The following is a 17,030-nucleotide window of genomic DNA, read 5'->3' on the forward strand; positions in this document are numbered from 1 at the left end:
GATGGTTCTTTCGTCGGGTTTTTGGCGGTGGGCGCTGCCGTTCGTGCGAAAGCGTGAGTTAGTGGGTAGTTGGGCCGCGCGGGACCTTCGCTCAGTGGAACTGGAGCGATCGGCCGATGAGTAGGCCCTTTTGATCAGGCACGCGCGATCGTTGCGCCAATTGATTGCGCTTCCCATCGTCCGCTCACTTCGAATCAGGTATTGCTCCAGCCCGGCAGCTATTTTCCCACTTTCCCGCTAGCACCCTCCGTTAGCCAGAGGCGGATGTGACTTTATGCGCATAAAACCCGGTCCTCGGACGAGCACCTGTCGCTACCGGCGTGAGACACACACCTCACTGCACAACCAAATTGCCTTCATAGAGACTGCGTAGCCTCTGAGCCGGGGCACTTTATGCGCATAAAACCTCCCCCGAACGGCCAGTTCGTCGTGTCCTAACGACAAAAAGATTGATATTGAAATTCATCACGGTAAAATCCATCAGCTTCTAAAAACGGAGGTGAACGTTGGCTGCAGAAATCATCGCGGTAACTCAGCAGAAGGGCGGGGTCGGGAAAAGCACAATCGCGATGCACCTTGGCGCTGCTTTCCATGAAAAAGGTAAGCGAGTCCTTGTAGTAGATGCCGACGGGCAAAATACCCTCATCCATTGGGCTAGCGCGTCGTCTGACGGCGAATCCGGCATCCCATTCCCGGTCGTCAACCTCTCTGAAGCCGGCGGCCAGATTCATCGCGAGATCAAGAAGTTCGTCGGCGATTACGATCTGATCGTCGTCGACTGTCCTCCGTCCATCACGGAAAAGGTCTCTGGCGTCGTTCTCCTCGCCGCTACCATCGCGGTTATTCCCACCTCTTCATCTCCCGCGGATTACTGGTCGAGCGTAGGTCTCGTCAAACTGATCCAGCAGGCTCAGGTGATGAACGAAGATCTGAAGGCCGTTTTCCTGCTGAACAAGACCGAAGAAAAGCGGATGTTGACGCGCGAACTGAAGCGCGCGCTGGAAGAATTGGGCTTCCCTCTACTCAAGACACAGATCCCCACCCGTGAAGCCTACAAACAGGCGATGGCGCTCGGCCAGACCGTTCTGCAAATGAACGATCGAGGAGCCAGGCTCGCGAGCCTTGAAATCCGGGCATGCGCCGACGAGATCGCCGCCTTGCTCCCCTGAATTTATGCGCATAAAGGACCCTGAATGAAACCCTCCCAGTTCGCCAAAGGCTTTCAAGCGCGTCCGGACACGACCAGCAGCGAGAAACGGACCGCACTCGATCGTCTGAATGCAATCGACGGCCTCGTGCAACCCGGTTCGACAAAGAACAATGAAATCGCCGGTCGCTCGAGTCAGCCGGCCAGCGTCTCCGCTGTTGCCGCTATATCCAGCGACGCAGCCGAGTCCACCGAGCATGCTAATGAATCACCGGCCTACCGGGCATGGCGTCTTGAGCACGGCTATCGTCCAGGGCAAGTTATCGAGCTTGCACTCAAAGCGATCAAACCGAGTCCGTTTAATCCGCGGCATTTTTATTTGAAGTCGTCTATCGCGGAACTGGCGGTCAATCTCGCCAAACAGGGACAGCAACAGGCCATTCATGTCATCCCCGACTACGACAATCCCGGCAGCTATTTCGTCAGCGACGGCGGCCGCCGGGTACGCGCGCTCAAGGAAGCCAACAAGGAGACGGTGAAGGCGATCGTCGTAGATCTGCCCATCGGCATCGAAAGCTATAAACTCGGCTACGATCTCAACGTCCAGCGCGACTCGCAAACGGTTTTCGATAACGCCGTAGTCTGGAAACGCTTTCTCGATGACGGCCATTTTCAAAGCCAGAAAGAGCTGGCCGAACATCTGGGTCTCGATGAATCGACGGTCGCGGTCGCACTGTCGATCGCCAAGTTACCCGAAGTCGTCATGCACGAAATGGTTGTGCGAACGGACCGGTTCGGCTCGAACATGGCCTATCAGGTCGGCCGCTACCACTCGGCACGCGGCGCCGACTCGACGCTTCGTCTGATCAACAAGATCCTCTCGGACGATCTGAGCACCCGCCAGGTCGCCGATATCGTGAAGGGCAGGGCGAGCCCGCAGGAAAGCACCAAACCGGCCGGCCGCCAGCGCTACGCTCAGCGACTCGAAATCAAGCTGGAAGGGGTGTCGGTCGGGGATCTGAAGTCTTATGGCGACGATCGCCTCGAACTCCGGCTGCGGGGTCTGTCGAGAGAGAAGCGGGATGACATCCTGAAGCAAATCGAACAGATTCTGCTGCTCAAATAGACGTGGTTGCCGCTGCCGTCAGCGGTAACCACGGTCTCCGCGTTCAGCCGCGAATTCAGGCCGCCCGGGATTGGCTCAGGGTGAACGCGAGCAGATCGCCGTCGGTCGGTTCACCCCACGTGCGGCGCGCCAGCCAGTCGAAGAACGCGGTCTCGCCGAGCTTCGAATCCAGACCGCGCCGGCGCCAGTCGTCGCGCATGTGGCCGCCTAGTGTCGGCAATTCGTCCTCTTCGAACGACTGCCGGGCCACGTCCCGCTCCGTCTCACCCTGTTCGTCGTACAGCGCTCGCGCTTCCTTGCGGCGATAGGCCGAGTATTCGCCGAGCAGACGCGCCTTCAGATCGTCGGCAGGCGCGCCCGGCAGCGCCTTGGCGCCACCGCCGCTGCTCACGACCTGCAGTTCCTCGACCGGCGGCGCATAGCCCTTCTTCAGCGCGTCCTTGAAGAGCGCCGGGGCGCTGCGGACCGGCGGCAGCGCGGTGCTGCGCATGCGCTGCTCGGTCATCTGCAGGGCAGCCCGAATCCGGTTTTCCTCGCTGTCGGCGTACAGGGTTTGCGCTTCCTTCAACGGAATACCGATCTTGACCATCCGGTCGACGAGGGTGCTGTCGAAGACATTGGGGTGCTCGTCGAGCGCGAGCATCGGCTGTTTGCGCTCGGTGACGCGGAACTGGATCTCGGCCACCCGTCGGCCTTCGCGGTGCTCGATCAGCTCGACGAAAATGTTGGTCACCGCGTTCACTTCCGCGATGGCCGGCCTCAGGTAGTCACGCTTGAAGTATTTGTACTCGCGCTTGGCTTCGTCGCCGGCTTCCGTATCGGGCGTGCCGGACAGGATGGGGCGCCACCATTCCCACGACTCGCGCATCGTCAGATGGCTGGGATTGGTCAGGTAGCGAACACAGATCTCATAGAGTGCGAGACCCGCGCTGCTGCGCAACTGGCTCTGGAACTGCAGGCTCAGACGCGCGTACTGAACCGGGTCGAGCAGCTTCTTCTTGATCTTCGGCGCAAACGAGAATTCGACCCAGACCCGGCGCGTAGCGGGATCTTCCAGAATTTCCGCGTCGGCGATCAGCGTGGAGATGCCCCACTTGCGGCCCGGCTTCTGGCTCGACGTCCCCGTGCTCCATTCGACCTGCACCGACACCATGCGCCGCAGGTGCTCCTTGACGAGCGCCGTGTCGTTCGAATCGAACGCCGAATTGGCCACGATGTCCGACAGCAGCGCCCGGTAGGTATCGCCGGACTCGTCGGCCTGCTGGGCAACGGCCAGCAGCACATTGAACAGCTTTCGGGTCAGCAGTGTGATCTTGCCGCTTTTCGGCTGGATCGCGATCGCCTCGACGGCTTTACGCAGTTCCGCCGAACTCGGACTCACCACATCGGTTTTCTTCGCGCGCTTCGTAGCCATACCGTCGGGTCGAGGAGAGATTTTTGCAGAGAATACCGGCTGGGGTGATGTGCGTCTATAGGGCCGATCTCACCATTTCGGGTGAAGCGGGTTTACGGATCGTCACTCACCTCGACCGCCTCCCGAAGATCCTCACCTTCAGGATTTTGGGCGATCCGCCGACACCGTTGTGCCCCGGACATTCCACAAATTCCGCATCGATTACCGATGCATCCGACCGCTTCGCGCCCATCCCGTATCGGCTCACCAATCAATTTGTCGTAATTCTGCGACGGAAAATGCGCACGAAACTTGAGGCGTTTTCCTGGCGGCGTCCCTGACGGCAACCATGGAAAACAAAACCGGGCGCTATCTCAAGGCCGCCGGGACGTGCGACCCGATAACGGCTCGACCGCCTCTGGCAAAGGCTCACTCAGGATAGGCGCAGCAGCCACGGAGAGCGGCCTGTCATCACTGTCCGACCGTCCTCCCGGAAACTCAGGGCGATCGCCGCCACCCGTGCCCATAGCAGTCGAGACGCTTCAGAGGTCGCGCCTCCCCGGTGTCTGCAGCAAGAAACCTCGATCACCGAACCTCAGCCAATCGCAGGAACAAAGTGTCGCTCCCGCAAACCCTCACCTTAAGTATCCGGGCGTGCCATGCGAAGCGAAAGGACGACCCCGTGTTCACAATGGATAGACCGTCCAGGGGTCCCGAAAACCCTCACCTAACGCGTGATCGAACGATCCTGCCGGAGAACCGCTACCCGGAACCCTCGCTCCCGGAAACACTCACCATTCGAGATCCCTGGGAAAATATCCAGTCATTTCCGGGACTTATGAAGGAAACACAACATGCAACATGAGCCCACTGATCCCGAAAAGCCTCACCTTAAGAACATTCAGGCGCGCAGAAACCATCGTTTCGCTGCCCCCGCAAAGCCTCACCTCAGCGGATTCATGTGTTCGTAGCCGGCCTTCACCATTCAGTCTCCTGCGCGCTTTCGCCGTAAGTGACCGCAAACTTGTTCCCGTATTCGCTCACCCTTGAGCCTCCAGAGAACAAAAATGCCTCCCGAAAAGCCTCACCCATCGCCCATGAGCCGTTATTTTGATGCAACCGGATTGCCTCAACGACGCTCCCGAAATCCCTCACCTTTGGCATTTCAGCATGACCATCGATGAACTACCCTTGGTCGAATCAGAGTCCGTCCACGGGCCGACACTCCCGAAAAATCTCACCTGAACCCCGGAAACCCTTGTTTTTCGGGGCTTTCAGCCCTTCGACTCCCGAATAGCCTCACGTCCGTGCCCCGTTTTGTCCCGGTAAGGCTCACCTTGGCTATCCGGACCCTCCCATTCACGCCCAAAACCGAATCAGAAACACCTCCCGAAAAACCTCACCGTCAGGATTTCCGGCATCGAAGCAAGGATTGGACACATCAAGGGAGAGCGGGAACCAGGTCCCGCAAAACCTCACCTTTGGAGATCCCGATTATCTGGACCGCCCCTGAACCCACTCACTTGGTGTCCCGCAGTGACTCACCCACGCTCCTGAACCCCATCACCCGCGCGTCCCGGATGGACTCACCATCTGTCCCGCAAAGCCTCACCTCATACCGCTGGAACCCTTACCAGGTAAAGGTTTGCCATGGCGTTAACGTTTTTAACTAGGTTCAAGGGTGTTTACTTTTATTACTCTCAAGCAGTTGGAACCCGTGCTTCAGTAAAAAAGCATCTCCCCTCCGGCGTGGAACAGTGCCAAATCATTGGGAAGTTGTAAAAATCAAAACAAAACAATGACTTAACTGCCATACTTCGCTTTGTTTCACGGAAAACCTTAGATCACAGAGGTATAACGTGAAGGGCAGGCCCATTGCATGACATGTATCTCGCGTAGATAGCTCTGTTACAGCAAAAAGTAGCATTCACTACGTAATTTGTTATGATTCGTCGTAGCCAAACACTGGAACGGCATATGAATCTAGATCAGGAACGTCAGGCAATCCGCGAAGAACTCAAACTACTACGCGAAAGCGGTGCCCGGCGACAGGATCTTTCCCTGCATGCGTGCAAGCGCCTCTTCTTCGATCTGGGCATCCGCCCGTCCATGGCGGCGGTAAGAGATCTCACCCAAACAGGCAGTGCCAGCGATATTCCCAAAGACATCGACAGCTTCTGGGAACGCATTCGTTCGACCTCACAGACCCGCGTCGGAGCCGGTGCGATTCCCGAAGCGCTCGAGACGCGTGCCGGCGAACTGCTCGGCGCACTGTTCGACGAAGCGCTCAATCAGGCCCGTTCGACGCTCGACGCCGAGCGCAGCGAAATGCACGCCGAGCTTTCCGCCGCGAAACAGGCTGTACGTGAGGCGGAGATTCGCCGCGAAGCGTCGGATGAAGCGGTGCAGCGCAGCGAAGACCGGGCACAGGCCGCCGGCGAACGAATTCGGATACTCGAGGCCGATATCGCTACCGCCAATACGCACGGCGCAGTCCATCACGAAGGGCTGCAGACCGCGGTGCGCCGGCTGGAAGCCGAAAACGAAACGCTGCAAAAGCGTGTGGATACCGAGCAATCGACAAATGCAGCTTTACGCGACCGAATCGACGCTTTGCACGTCGAAATGCGCCAAAGTACCGAGCATTATGCGCAACAGATCAAGGACGCGATTGCCGAAGCAGAGCGCCGCGTCAAACCGATGCTGGTCGAGCTGGATTCGTTGCGCAGCATGGCCGCGACCTATCAGGCCGGCGTCAGGGACAACAGCCGGAAAGAGTTCGATTTCATCCAGCAGCTCGCGGCGGCGAAGGCGCGCGGCGATCGGCTTGACGCCCAGTTGCGCGAGCAGTCGGATGAAATCGACCGCCTGACCCAGGAGACCGCACAGTTGCATGCCCAGCAAGGGATCGACGCGAATGTCGGCGGACTGTTGTGGTCGCTTGCGTCGACGGGACGCTTGAGCGCCGGGGAGCTTACCCGGATTGGCACCGCGGCCGATGGACACGTTGCGCTTCCGCAGCATTGCCCAAAGTGTTCGGAGGGTGAGCCGGAGCTCTCGCAGGTCGATCACCGGTACGAACTCTTCTGCCCGGAATGCGACCACACCTCCGGGCCGGGCGATTCCCGGCTGGAGGCGGTTACCCGCTTCATTTCCGCTGCTATCGACACCTCCGCAGCGTGATTTTTGCGAGGCCCGAATGGCCGAAACCCCTAAAGGTGAGGGAATTCGGGACCTAGAAGGTGAGGCAGTTCGGGACGCGAATCAGGCGGGTGGTTTGACTGACGGGGCATCGGCGGGAGCGCCTGGGTCTGGTTCGCTACCGTTACCCGCCACCGATTCCTGCTTTTCCGCCCACGCTTTCCACGCCCGATGCAGCCGGTTCGCGGAAACCGCCTGAGCGAACCCCAGCCACTGCCCGACCAGTTCCGGCGCCACCCCGCTTTCGAACAGATCGGCCGCGAAAGTGTTGCGCAGCGTATGTGGGCTTGCCCGCGCGGCCCTTGCTTCCGCGATTCCAGACGCTTCGACTTGCGCGTCCACTGCGCGAAGCACGGTCGCCTTGTGCATCGGCCGGCCGGCGGGCGACGCCGGAAAGACCAGATCTCCCGTCTGCCCGGAAAGTCGACGCTCTGCCAGCCACGCATCGAGGATGGCTACAGCAAACGGCGACAGCCGGGTACGCCGCGTCAACGATGGATCGGGCGCGTCGACCGTAACCCACTGGGAGCCGGCACTCACGCAACTAACCGAGAGCATTGCCGCCTCTCCTGTCTTGATTCCGCCACCGAGAAAGAGCGCGGTGAGCGCGCGGTCGCGACGCTCTCGCCAGCGTTGAGAGTTCGACAAGGTCACGACCGGTGAGAACAACTGGGCGATCAGCGTTGCCCGTTCAGCGGCACTCAGAAAACCGGTGGGTTCATTATCGCGTGCGTCGCGCCACGCGGCTTCGCCGTCCTGCGCGATGAAGCGCGCGGGATTGGTCGATGCCAGTTCGATCGAACGCACGTGATCGAGAACCCGCTCGATCAGTCGTAAATAGCGGACACGCTGTGGTTTTCGTACTGGCAGTTGCGCGACGAATTCCGCGATGGTCGGCATATCGACCGTGATCAGATGCTTGTGCCGAAGGTTGAGCCAGTCGAGGAAGAAGCCCCATTGAGCACGATATACGTCGGCGGACGAACGGCGCAGACGCTGGCTCGCGAGCCATGTATCGAATGCGGTGTGTGGATCGCGACGCCATGCCTCACGTTCCTGATCGAAGAGATCGGTGGCGTGCGGACGAGGATGCCCGGTACTTGAGGCGGTCGGCGAGGACATGATCTCTATTTCAGTTAGTTGCGTAATTGTAGGATATCTGCAGGTCGTCACAGGGCACTCAGGTGATATCGCCGTCGAAAGAACCTGACTGGTGAGACTTTCCAGGAGATCGCCCACACGCAGTGCCGAGAGGCGGCCGAGCCCGCCGGACGCTAGCCGCCCCAGGGTCGCCCGCGCCTCGGTTGTGCACGACGGCGCGTTTGTGACGACGCGAGTTGTGTTGCCGCGCGGCGCTCGGCCTCTTCATAGGCTGTGACCGCAAACGCGAACACGGCTGGCAGCGCATTCGACGCGCCGAAGCTGACCGGATCGTCCGTTTCGGGGTAAGACAGGCCGCTTGGCCGCTGAAACAGGCTCAACATGATTTCGTCATGCCGGCTTGCGAGGCCGAGATCGGCCAGCGCTTCGGCTTCGATTGCGTGCAGCAGCCGCCACGTGAGCGGCACGCCGCGCACAATGTAGCGTGCTGAGATATTGCGGACGATATGTTCGAGGTCGCGCGCCGCGGTCTGGAAGCGCCGGGCGGCCAGGTCGTGATCGGTGGGGTCGTTCATGTTCGGCTCCGGTCGTCGGGCATCTACTGTACAAACATACAGTGATTGCCGCAACCTCGGCTTATTGGCTAACGCATGATGCGTGACCGGCCCTGCTCACTGGAGATGCTTATCCATGGATCACGATCAGCAACGCCTTGGCCTCCCCCTTGCCGGCATTGCGGATCGCGTGCGGTTCGTCTGCGACATAACGGGCGGTGTCCGCGGTTTTCAGGCGCTTCGTCGCGCCGGCCGCTTCCACCTCGATCGTGCCGTGCAGGACCGTGAGATGCTCGCGGGTGCCAGGTTCGTGTGCGTTCGACACCAGAGCGCCCCCGGCCTGCAGCGTCAACTCGTACCATTCGAACTTCCCTGCCAGTTCGATCGGCCCCCACACGCGCAACTGGTAGCCGGCATCGTGACCGCTCAAGGTCGGGATTTCGTGCGGGCCGGACACGGCAATCGCTTCGGGCGCCTTCTGCACGGCGAACAGCGAATCGAGGCTGACGCCGAGCGCGTGGGTCAGGCGCCAGGCGACGGCAATCGTCGGATTAGCCTTGTCGCGCTCGATTTCCGACAGCATCGATTTCGACACGCCCGCCGCGCGCGACAGATCGTCGAGCGTCATGCGGCGCTCGCTGCGCAGCCGCTGGATCTGCTCGCCGACGCGCGGCGGCGCCGCGAGCGAAGCAGCGGCTGTGGGAGCGGCGGGCGATGCCGGACGCCGGCTTGTCGAACTTGCCATTTACTGACCTATCGTTTAGAGTTGTTCGATATATCGAATTCTAGTTCGGAAAAGCGAAAATTTTCGATAAAACTGACAGCCGACTATAGCAGGACACGACGCGGGCGAGTACGTTTACCCTCCCTCGAGCGATCGCAGAATCAATCTGTCGTGCCGCCGGCCCACCCTTTCAGGAGCCCGATTCATGCGTGACGCCTATCTTTCCCATTTGCGCGGGACACTCGAACAGATCCGCGCAGACGGTTTTCACAAGACCGAGCGCGTGATCGACAGCCCGCAGTCGGCGGAGATCCGCCTGACCGCCGGCAACGGCGTACTGAATTTCTGCGCGAACAACTACCTGGGTCTTGCCAACGACGCACGCCTGATCGAAGCCGCCAAAGCCGGTCTCGACAACGACGGCTTCGGCATGGCGTCGGTGCGGTTTATCTGCGGCACGCAGACCGTGCACAAGCAACTGGAACGCGCACTCGCAGATTTTCTCCACACCGACGACTGCATTCTGTATTCGAGCTGCTTCGATGCGAACGGCGGCCTGTTCGAAACGCTGCTCGATGAATCCGACGCGATCATCAGCGACGAACTGAATCACGCGAGCATCATCGATGGCGTGCGTCTGTCGAAAGCGAAGCGCTTTCGCTACAAGAACAACGATCTCGCCGATCTCGAGGCGAAGCTACGCGAAGCCGATGCAGCGGGCGCGCGCTTCAAGCTGATTGCCACCGACGGCGTATTTTCGATGGACGGCATCATCGCAGACCTCGCCGGCATCTGCGATCTCGCCGATCGTTACGGCGCGCTCGTGATGGTAGACGACTCGCACGCGGTCGGCTTTATCGGCGAACATGGTCGCGGCGCGCCCGAATATTGCGGCGTGCTGTCGCGCGTCGACATCATCACCGGTACGCTCGGCAAGGCACTCGGTGGCGCGTCCGGTGGCTACGTTGCCGCGCGCAGCGAAGTCATTGAACTGCTGCGCCAGCGCTCACGTCCTTACCTGTTCTCCAACACGCTCACGCCGAGCATCGCAGCCGCGTCGTTGAAAGTGCTCGAACTGCTCGCCAGCGACGAAGGTGCGCAACTGCGCGAACGCGTACGCGCGAACGGCGCCCACTTCCGCGGCGCGATGAGCGCACTCGGTTTTACGCTCGTACCCGGCGAACACCCGATCATTCCCGTGATGCTTGGCGACGCGCAACTCGCATCGCGCATGGCCGATGCACTGCTGCAGGAGGGCGTTTACGTGATCGGCTTCTCGTACCCGGTCGTGCCGAAAGGCCGCGCGCGCATCCGCACGCAGATGAGCGCGGCGCATACGCCCGCACAGATCGACCAGGCTGTCGATGCATTCGCCCGTGTCGGCCGCTCGCTCGGCATCATTTGAAGAATCAGAGGCACATATGAAAGCACTTGCAAAACTCGAACGCGGGCCTGGCCTCACGCTTACGCGCGTGAAAAAACCTGAAGTCGGCCACAACGACGTGATGATCCGCATCACGCGCACGGCGATCTGCGGCACCGATATTCATATCTGGAAGTGGGACGACTGGGCGCAGAAAACGATTCCTGTGCCGATGCACGTCGGCCACGAATACGTCGGCGAAATCGTCGAGATGGGCCAGGAAGTACGGGGTTTTTCGATTGGCGACCGGGTGTCCGGTGAAGGACACATCACGTGCGGCTTCTGCCGCAACTGTCGCGCGGGTCGACGCCATCTGTGTCGCAATACAGTGGGCGTCGGTGTGAATCGTGAAGGCGCATTCGCCGAGTTTCTGGTGATCCCCGCGTTCAACGCGTTCAAGATTCCGGCTGATATCTCCGACGATCTCGCCGCGATTTTCGATCCGTTCGGCAACGCAACGCACACGGCGCTGTCGTTCAATCTGGTCGGCGAAGATGTGTTGATTACCGGTGCTGGACCGATCGGCATCATGGCCGTGGCGATCGCGAAGCATGTCGGTGCGCGCAACGTCGTGATCACCGACGTCAACGACTACCGGCTCGAACTCGCGCGCAAGATGGGTGCGACCCGCGTGGTGAACGTATTGCGCGAATCGTTGCGCGATGTGATGGACGATCTGCACATGACCGAGGGCTTCGATGTGGGCCTCGAAATGTCCGGTGTGCCGAGCGGGTTCACGAGCATGCTCGAAGCGATGAATCACGGCGGCAAGATTGCGCTGCTTGGTATTCTGCCCTCGCAGACCGCGATCGACTGGACCCAGGTGATCTTCAAGGGCCTCGAAATCAAGGGCGTCTATGGCCGGGAGATGTTCGAGACCTGGTACAAGATGGTCGCGATGCTGCAAAGCGGGCTCGACCTCTCGCCGATCCTCACGCACCGCTTCCCCGTCGACGACTATCAGGAAGCGTTCGCCACAATGCTCTCGGGCGAAAGCGGCAAGGTGATCCTCGACTGGACTGCCGCGTAATTACCGTTTGGCCGCGGGCTGGTTTAGTTGCCAGCTGGCGGCCGCACAAACTCCGCCTGAATCCGCACGTGCACATCGTCGCCGACCGCGGGGTACCAGGTTCCCAATCCAAACTTCGCGCGGCTAAAGCGGCCTTCCGCTGAAAAGCCGAGCGTGTCCTGCTTCGTCAGCGGATCGGGTGAGAAACCGTTGAACGTGACGTCGAGCGTGATGGGCTGCGTCACATCGCGGATCGTCAGATTGCCGGTGAGTGTGCCGCGCGCGTCGCCGGTGCGCTCGAACCGCGTGCTGACAAAGCGGATTTGCGGATGATTCGCGGCATCGAACATATCCGCGCCTTTGACGAGCCGGTCGAGGATCGGCACATTCGTGTCGACGCTATTGGCATCGATCGCGACCGTCACCTGACTCTTGTCCAGTCCGCCCTGATTCCAGTCGAGTTGCGCGTCCACACGATCGAAGCGCATCGTGAAGCGTGAATATTTCAAATGATCGACGTCGAAGATCACGCTCCAGTGGTGCGGATCGAGCGTGTATTGCCCGGTTGGCACGCGAGCTTCCGTCTGGCTGACCGAATGCGTCACGATCTGGAGCGGCGTGCACGCTGTGAGCACAGCCACAGCGGCTACAGCTGCCATCGCGATCGCTGAAAATGTACGTGTGAAAACAGCGCGGACTGAAAGCGGGTTCATGAACGGGTATCCGGTGAAGGGAGCGATGCCACGATAACCGATCTGGCGTAATCGTGACGCCACCGCTCATTTGCGGCTGCACACGGCAGCAAGACACTACATCGAACATGGGTTGCTTGACGCGGTGGAATGATCGTTCTACCGTTCACACATGACGACCTCCACTGACCCGCAAACTACCGCCGGCGCACGCGAACGACTGCTCGACGCAGCCGAAGCGCTGATCTACGCAGACGGCATCCACGCCACCGGTGTGGATGCGATCGTCCGGTTGTCCGGCACCGCACGCAAAAGCTTCTATACCCATTTCGAATCGAAGGACGCGCTCGTTGCTGCCGCGCTGGAGCGGCGCGACGAACGCTGGATGAACTGGTTCATCGCCGGTACCGAGCAACGTGGGCGTACTCCGCGCACCCGTCTGCTCGGCATGTTCGACGTGTTGCGCGAGTGGTTCGCCTCCGACAACTTTCATGGCTGCGCCTTCCTGAACGCATCCGGTGAAATCGCCGAGGCAGACGACCCGATCCGTGTCGTCGCGCGCGAGCACAAGGAGCGCCTGCTCGATTTCGTGCGTTCGGTGTGCGATGAATACGCGGCGTCAGGTGGCGTGAGCGGTAGAGGTGCCGCGCGCCTGTCCCGTCAGTGGTTGATCCTGATCGACGGGGCGATCGGGGTGGCACTCGTCAGCGGCGACCCCGATGCGGCGCTCGATGCCCGCGCCGCAGCCGAACAACTGCTCGATGCCGCGTCTGCATCAGTGGCAACGCGCTCGCACACGCGACGCGAATCAACCTGATCTGTACCCACCTTAGCGACAACCCAAGGACCCACCATGAGCGACCCGATCGAAACCCGTCCCCCCGTTCCGCCGTTCACACGCGAAACCGCGATCCAGAAAGTGCGAGCCGCCGAAGACGGCTGGAACACCCGCGATCCCGAGCGCGTATCGCTGGCCTATACGCCGCAGAGCGTATGGCGCAATCGCGCGGAATTCGTCACGGGGCGCGCGGAAATCGCCGGGCTGTTGCGCCGTAAGTGGGCGAAGGAGCTGGACTACCGGTTGATCAAGGAGCTGTGGGCGTTCACCGACAATCGCATCGCGGTGCGCTTCGCTTACGAATGGCACGACGATTCCGGCAGCTGGTTTCGCTCGTACGGCAACGAGAACTGGGAGTTCGACGAGCATGGCTTGATGGCGCGTCGCCATGCGAGCATCAACGATCTGCCGATCCGCGAAGCCGATCGCCTGTACCGCTGGCCGCTCGGGCGCCGTCCCGACGATCATCCGGGGTTGTCGGACCTCGGTCTCTGAAACACGTTGCGCTATCAGACGCCGATCCCCCTTGCCGTGAATGCCCGAGCGGCATTCACCGGCCTGCCATCAGGCTCCGCTATCGTTCTTCCTCCTGATTGCTGACGGCGATGCGCTTGCCGTCGCAGGTCCCGTACCCGTCGTCCAGAGTAAGCCCTCCACCGTGCCGCAGCGCGTTGTGAGGTACAGTGCGACGGGCACAGCCCGACTCAATCGACATCACCATCGTGACACCGGCGCTCGACCGGTGACGGAGAAGACATGCGCTTTTGGCATACGAGAAACAGAACAAGGCGCGTGGTTGCGCTTGCCGCATTCGTCGCCGGTCTGGCGACGACCTCCCTCGCTCATGCAGCCGACTGGTGCAGCGGCGGCGTCTGGGTCGACGCGATGCTCGGCTCGTATCACATCGACCCCGATCCCGGTAAGCATTTCGAGCAGTTCAATCCAGGCCTCGGCGTCGAATGCTGGCTCGGTAACGAATGGGCGGTAACAGGCGGCGGCTTTCGCAATTCGCTGCGTCGTCCGTCGTGGTACGGCGGCGGTGTCTGGGCACCGGAGTTTCTGCATTGGGGCTACGTCCGGCTCGCCGCGATGGGCGGCATCATCTCCGGCTACAACTACGGCAACTGGGGCCTCGGCCGCAATCACACGATCGGCCCTGTTGCAGCGCCGATCGTGATGGTGGAATACAAGCGCGTGGGGGCAAACTTCATCGTCATCCCGCCGATTCCTTCCGACGATCTTCCGTTCACGATCGGCTTTCAGGTGAAGGTGCGGTTCTAGCCTGCATGCGTGCCTGACGACTCGCGAGGCAGCCACTCCGCGCGATTGCCTCCGAGTACCGGAATCGTTTTGTCCCAGCGAGGCGGCGTTTCAGACATACGGATGACCGGCCCGAGGCTTCGCAGATCGCCGAACGGCGTGCCGTAGTCGTCCACGGCGTACTGGTTGAACGCCTCCGGCGATAAACGTCCAGGCGCGTTTTCAAAACGGTCGATCAATCCCTGCCGTTGCAACAGCATGGCGGACTGGCATAGCGACACCTGCACGTGATAACTGCCGCCTTCCCGTGCCCGACGGGCAAGCGCCAGCATCGTGCCAAAAGCCGCCAGGAAGCCGGTGAGAAAATCGCACAGATACACGGGCGTCAGCTTCGGGCGCCCCGCTTTCGTCGCGGTACCCTGGATGTCGCATACGCCCGTCACGGCCTGAGCCACCTGATCCCAGCCGGCCCGGTCCGCGAACGGGCCGCCGGAGCCGTAACAGTTCACGCTGACGTGGACGAGACCCGGACGTAGCTTCACCAGATCATCGATACCCAGACCGTGTGAGGCGAGACGATGCGGCCGATAACCGTCGATGAACACATCGGTGTCGCCGACAAGCTCTCTTAACCGGGCAGCATCGGTCGGCACGTTGATGTCGAGGAAGCAGCTTCGCTTCCCGTGGCTCGTATCGCGTACGAAGGGCGGCACCTGAGGCAGTTGCGGCGCCGTCACCATCAGGACGTCGGCACCGTGCTCCGCCAGACCGATGCCGGTCGTCGGCCCCGCGAGGATGCGGGTCAAGTCGAGTACGCGAATACCGGAAGCCGGCTGCGTACCGCCAGCCGGTAACGGCAACGGCTCGCTGTCGGCCACCCTGGTAATTTCGACGACAGGACGGGACGCGAGATAGGCGCCGTGTGGATGCTCGAGCCATTCCTCGGGTGTGCGTACGATTCCGCCGCAGGCATTGGCCGCAGCGATCGCTTCTTCCAGATCGTCGGCTCGCCAGCGGCGCACCGCTGCAGCCACCGACTCCGGCGTTTTCTCGCATTGCAGCACGTCGAGGACACGACGCTCGAGATGTGGCAGGTTGAAATGTGGCAAGAACCAGCGTCCGTCGGCGGTCTGCCAGGGCTGGGTAAGCGCCACCATCTGTTCAAGCGAGTCCGCGATCGGCGCCGGCCGATATTCCCCGTCAGTTCCTCTGACGAGCGTCATATCTTCCCCACCCAGGGACGTTGCCGCCGCTGCCATGATGTCGACACCGATAGACTGTCGACGCCCGGTTCGCAATTCCCACAGGTCATTTGCCGCAACCGCTCGTGCGGCGAGCGCGCTCGCCAACGTCTCGCCGATCCGGAAAGGCGACGCAAACATCGGGTCAGCACCCGTGATAGCGACTTCGTTTTGCGAAATGTCCTTGCCCGCGCGGATCGCCATCAGTTCGCGGAATGCTTCCGGTTTTTCTGTCATCGTCATGATCCATATCCTTTGTTTGATCTTCGATCGCGTCCGATACGCAACCAGCACTTGCAGAATCGACGTACTGAGCTTAGCATCTCGATTAGAGAATAACAAAGTTAACTTGTTCTTAATTTGAGAAATACATGGATCACTCGACTCTGGAAATTTTTTGCGCCGTTGCGGAGGAGCTCAGCATCACCCGGGCAGCCCAGCGGCTCGGCCGGGTGCAGTCCAACGTCACGACGCGCGTTCAACAGCTCGAAGAAGAACTCGGCGTGACGCTGTTCGTGCGGGAAAACAAGAGAATGCAGTTGTCACCGCAGGGTGAAAAATTTCTCGGCTACGCAAAGGGGATGCTGGCGCTGGCAGAAGAAGCGCGTCAGATACTTCGCCCCGGGCAACCCGAAGGTCTGCTGCGCATAGGGGCAATGGAAAGCACGGTCGCGAGCCGTCTGCCGGAGCCGCTCGCTCGCTATCACCAGATGTGGCCTGGCGTGCAGCTTCGGTTGAGTACCGCCCCGTCTCGCCAGCTCATCGATGCATTGAAAGATCGCACGCTCGACTGCGCATTCGCGGCGCTTCCGCTCTCAACCGGTGAGACGCCGCAGGACCTGGCCGAACTGGGGCTGACGGGAGTTCGGGTCTACACCGAGCAACTGGTGCTGGTGTTGCCGCCGGACCACCCGACGGTACGAGAGGCGTCCGATTTGAGAATCCATTCTCTCGCGGCGTTTAAACAGGGCTGCACCTATCGATCGATCGCGGAAGACTGGTTGCGTTCGCAACCGACCGACACCGTCATCGATATCCAGGAGGTCGGTTCGTATCACGCCATGCTGGCTTGTGTCGCTTCGGGCTCGTGCATCAGTTTTATCCCACGCAGCGTGATCGAACTGGCGCCCGAAACAACCCGGCTACGCCAGAAGCCAATCGGCAACGCCGATACATGGATGATCTGGCGCAACGGCTATGAAACACCTGCGCTTAGCGCATTGCGCGAAGCGTTAGCGTTAGCCCATGACTGAAGGTGAGATTTTTCGGGAGCACGGTGGCGGGCAACTGAAGACGCTGACGCACCGGAACGCGCCACAAA

At 60.8% G+C, this 17,030-nt stretch carries 15 protein-coding genes; 9 read left to right on the top strand and 6 right to left on the bottom strand.

Annotated elements, in window-relative coordinates; genetic code table 11:
* The first annotated feature begins 506 nt into the window (after nt 1-506).
* Together parA and FNZ07_RS04925 are read left to right on the top strand one after the other, a co-directional pair.
* Complete coding sequence (gene parA, locus FNZ07_RS04920; RefSeq protein ID WP_091011970.1) at nt 507-1,169, top strand: ParA family partition ATPase; 663 nt, start codon at nt 507-509, stop codon at nt 1,167-1,169.
* Nucleotides 1,170-1,193: 24 nt separating this feature from the next.
* Nucleotides 1,194-2,273 carry a ParB/RepB/Spo0J family partition protein gene (locus tag FNZ07_RS04925; RefSeq protein WP_091011973.1) on the top strand — a complete coding sequence of 360 codons (1,080 nt, stop codon included), beginning with the start codon at nt 1,194-1,196 and terminating at the stop codon, nt 2,271-2,273.
* Nucleotides 2,274-2,328: 55 nt separating this feature from the next.
* Here FNZ07_RS04925 and FNZ07_RS04930 read toward each other — a convergent pair whose 3' ends face one another.
* Nucleotides 2,329-3,687 carry a replication initiation protein gene (locus tag FNZ07_RS04930; protein ID WP_091011976.1) on the bottom strand — a complete coding sequence of 453 codons (1,359 nt, stop codon included), beginning with the start codon at nt 3,685-3,687 and terminating at the stop codon, nt 2,329-2,331.
* A gap of 1,956 nt (nt 3,688-5,643) precedes the next feature.
* Here FNZ07_RS04930 and FNZ07_RS04935 point away from each other — a divergent pair.
* Nucleotides 5,644-6,849, top strand: a complete 1,206-nt coding sequence (locus tag FNZ07_RS04935; protein WP_091011982.1) for a DNA-binding protein — start codon at nt 5,644-5,646, stop codon at nt 6,847-6,849.
* 81 nt (nt 6,850-6,930) lie between these two features.
* On the opposite strand, the gene FNZ07_RS04940 is transcribed toward FNZ07_RS04935, so the two are convergent.
* The 3 genes from FNZ07_RS04940 to FNZ07_RS04950 all read right to left on the bottom strand — a co-directional run bounded on the left by FNZ07_RS04940 (nt 6,931) and on the right by FNZ07_RS04950 (nt 9,267).
* Entirely contained in the window at nt 6,931-7,989 is a 1,059-nt protein-coding gene (locus FNZ07_RS04940) for a tyrosine-type recombinase/integrase (RefSeq protein WP_091011986.1), read from the bottom strand.
* Between the two features lie 152 nt (nt 7,990-8,141).
* Entirely contained in the window at nt 8,142-8,543 is a 402-nt protein-coding gene (locus tag FNZ07_RS04945) for a DUF2471 family protein (RefSeq protein WP_091011989.1), read from the bottom strand.
* A gap of 109 nt (nt 8,544-8,652) precedes the next feature.
* A complete protein-coding gene (locus tag FNZ07_RS04950) occupies nt 8,653-9,267 on the bottom strand; it encodes a helix-turn-helix domain-containing protein (RefSeq protein ID WP_091011991.1) in 615 nt (204 codons plus the stop codon).
* A 184-nt stretch (nt 9,268-9,451) separates the two neighbouring features.
* Here FNZ07_RS04950 and FNZ07_RS04955 point away from each other — a divergent pair, with 184 nt between their 5' ends.
* Both FNZ07_RS04955 and tdh read left to right on the top strand, forming a co-directional pair.
* Nucleotides 9,452-10,651 (top strand): glycine C-acetyltransferase, encoded by a 1,200-nt coding sequence (locus FNZ07_RS04955; RefSeq protein WP_091011995.1) that lies wholly within the window; start codon nt 9,452-9,454, stop codon nt 10,649-10,651.
* 16 nt (nt 10,652-10,667) lie between these two features.
* Entirely contained in the window at nt 10,668-11,699 is a 1,032-nt protein-coding gene (tdh, locus tag FNZ07_RS04960; RefSeq protein WP_091011998.1) for an L-threonine 3-dehydrogenase, read from the top strand.
* Nucleotides 11,700-11,722: 23 nt separating this feature from the next.
* On the opposite strand, the gene FNZ07_RS04965 is transcribed toward tdh, so the two are convergent.
* Complete coding sequence (locus FNZ07_RS04965; protein WP_091012001.1) at nt 11,723-12,391, bottom strand: YceI family protein; 669 nt, start codon at nt 12,389-12,391, stop codon at nt 11,723-11,725.
* A 151-nt stretch (nt 12,392-12,542) separates the two neighbouring features.
* Here FNZ07_RS04965 and FNZ07_RS04970 point away from each other — a divergent pair, with 151 nt between their 5' ends.
* The 3 genes from FNZ07_RS04970 (at nt 12,543) to FNZ07_RS04980 (ending at nt 14,489) form a co-directional block, all read left to right on the top strand.
* The gene (locus FNZ07_RS04970; protein WP_091012004.1) at nt 12,543-13,187 is read left to right on the top strand and encodes a TetR/AcrR family transcriptional regulator; all 645 of its coding nucleotides are present in this window, start codon (nt 12,543-12,545) and stop codon (nt 13,185-13,187) included.
* A gap of 36 nt (nt 13,188-13,223) precedes the next feature.
* Nucleotides 13,224-13,703, top strand: a complete 480-nt coding sequence (locus FNZ07_RS04975; protein ID WP_091012006.1) for a nuclear transport factor 2 family protein — start codon at nt 13,224-13,226, stop codon at nt 13,701-13,703.
* Between the two features lie 261 nt (nt 13,704-13,964).
* Entirely contained in the window at nt 13,965-14,489 is a 525-nt protein-coding gene (locus FNZ07_RS04980; protein ID WP_091012009.1) for a hypothetical protein, read from the top strand.
* On the opposite strand, the gene FNZ07_RS04985 is transcribed toward FNZ07_RS04980, so the two are convergent.
* Nucleotides 14,486-15,952, bottom strand: a complete 1,467-nt coding sequence (locus FNZ07_RS04985; RefSeq protein ID WP_211367887.1) for a CoA transferase — start codon at nt 15,950-15,952, stop codon at nt 14,486-14,488. The genes FNZ07_RS04980 and FNZ07_RS04985 overlap by 4 nt on opposite strands.
* 128 nt (nt 15,953-16,080) lie before the next feature.
* Between FNZ07_RS04985 and FNZ07_RS04990 the strand changes: the two genes are divergently transcribed.
* Nucleotides 16,081-16,962 carry a LysR family transcriptional regulator gene (locus tag FNZ07_RS04990; RefSeq protein ID WP_091012011.1) on the top strand — a complete coding sequence of 294 codons (882 nt, stop codon included), beginning with the start codon at nt 16,081-16,083 and terminating at the stop codon, nt 16,960-16,962.
* Nucleotides 16,963-17,030: the final 68 nt, after the last annotated feature.

Source organism: Paraburkholderia megapolitana, assembly GCF_007556815.1.
GTDB classification, from domain to species: Bacteria; Pseudomonadota; Gammaproteobacteria; order Burkholderiales; family Burkholderiaceae; genus Paraburkholderia; species Paraburkholderia megapolitana.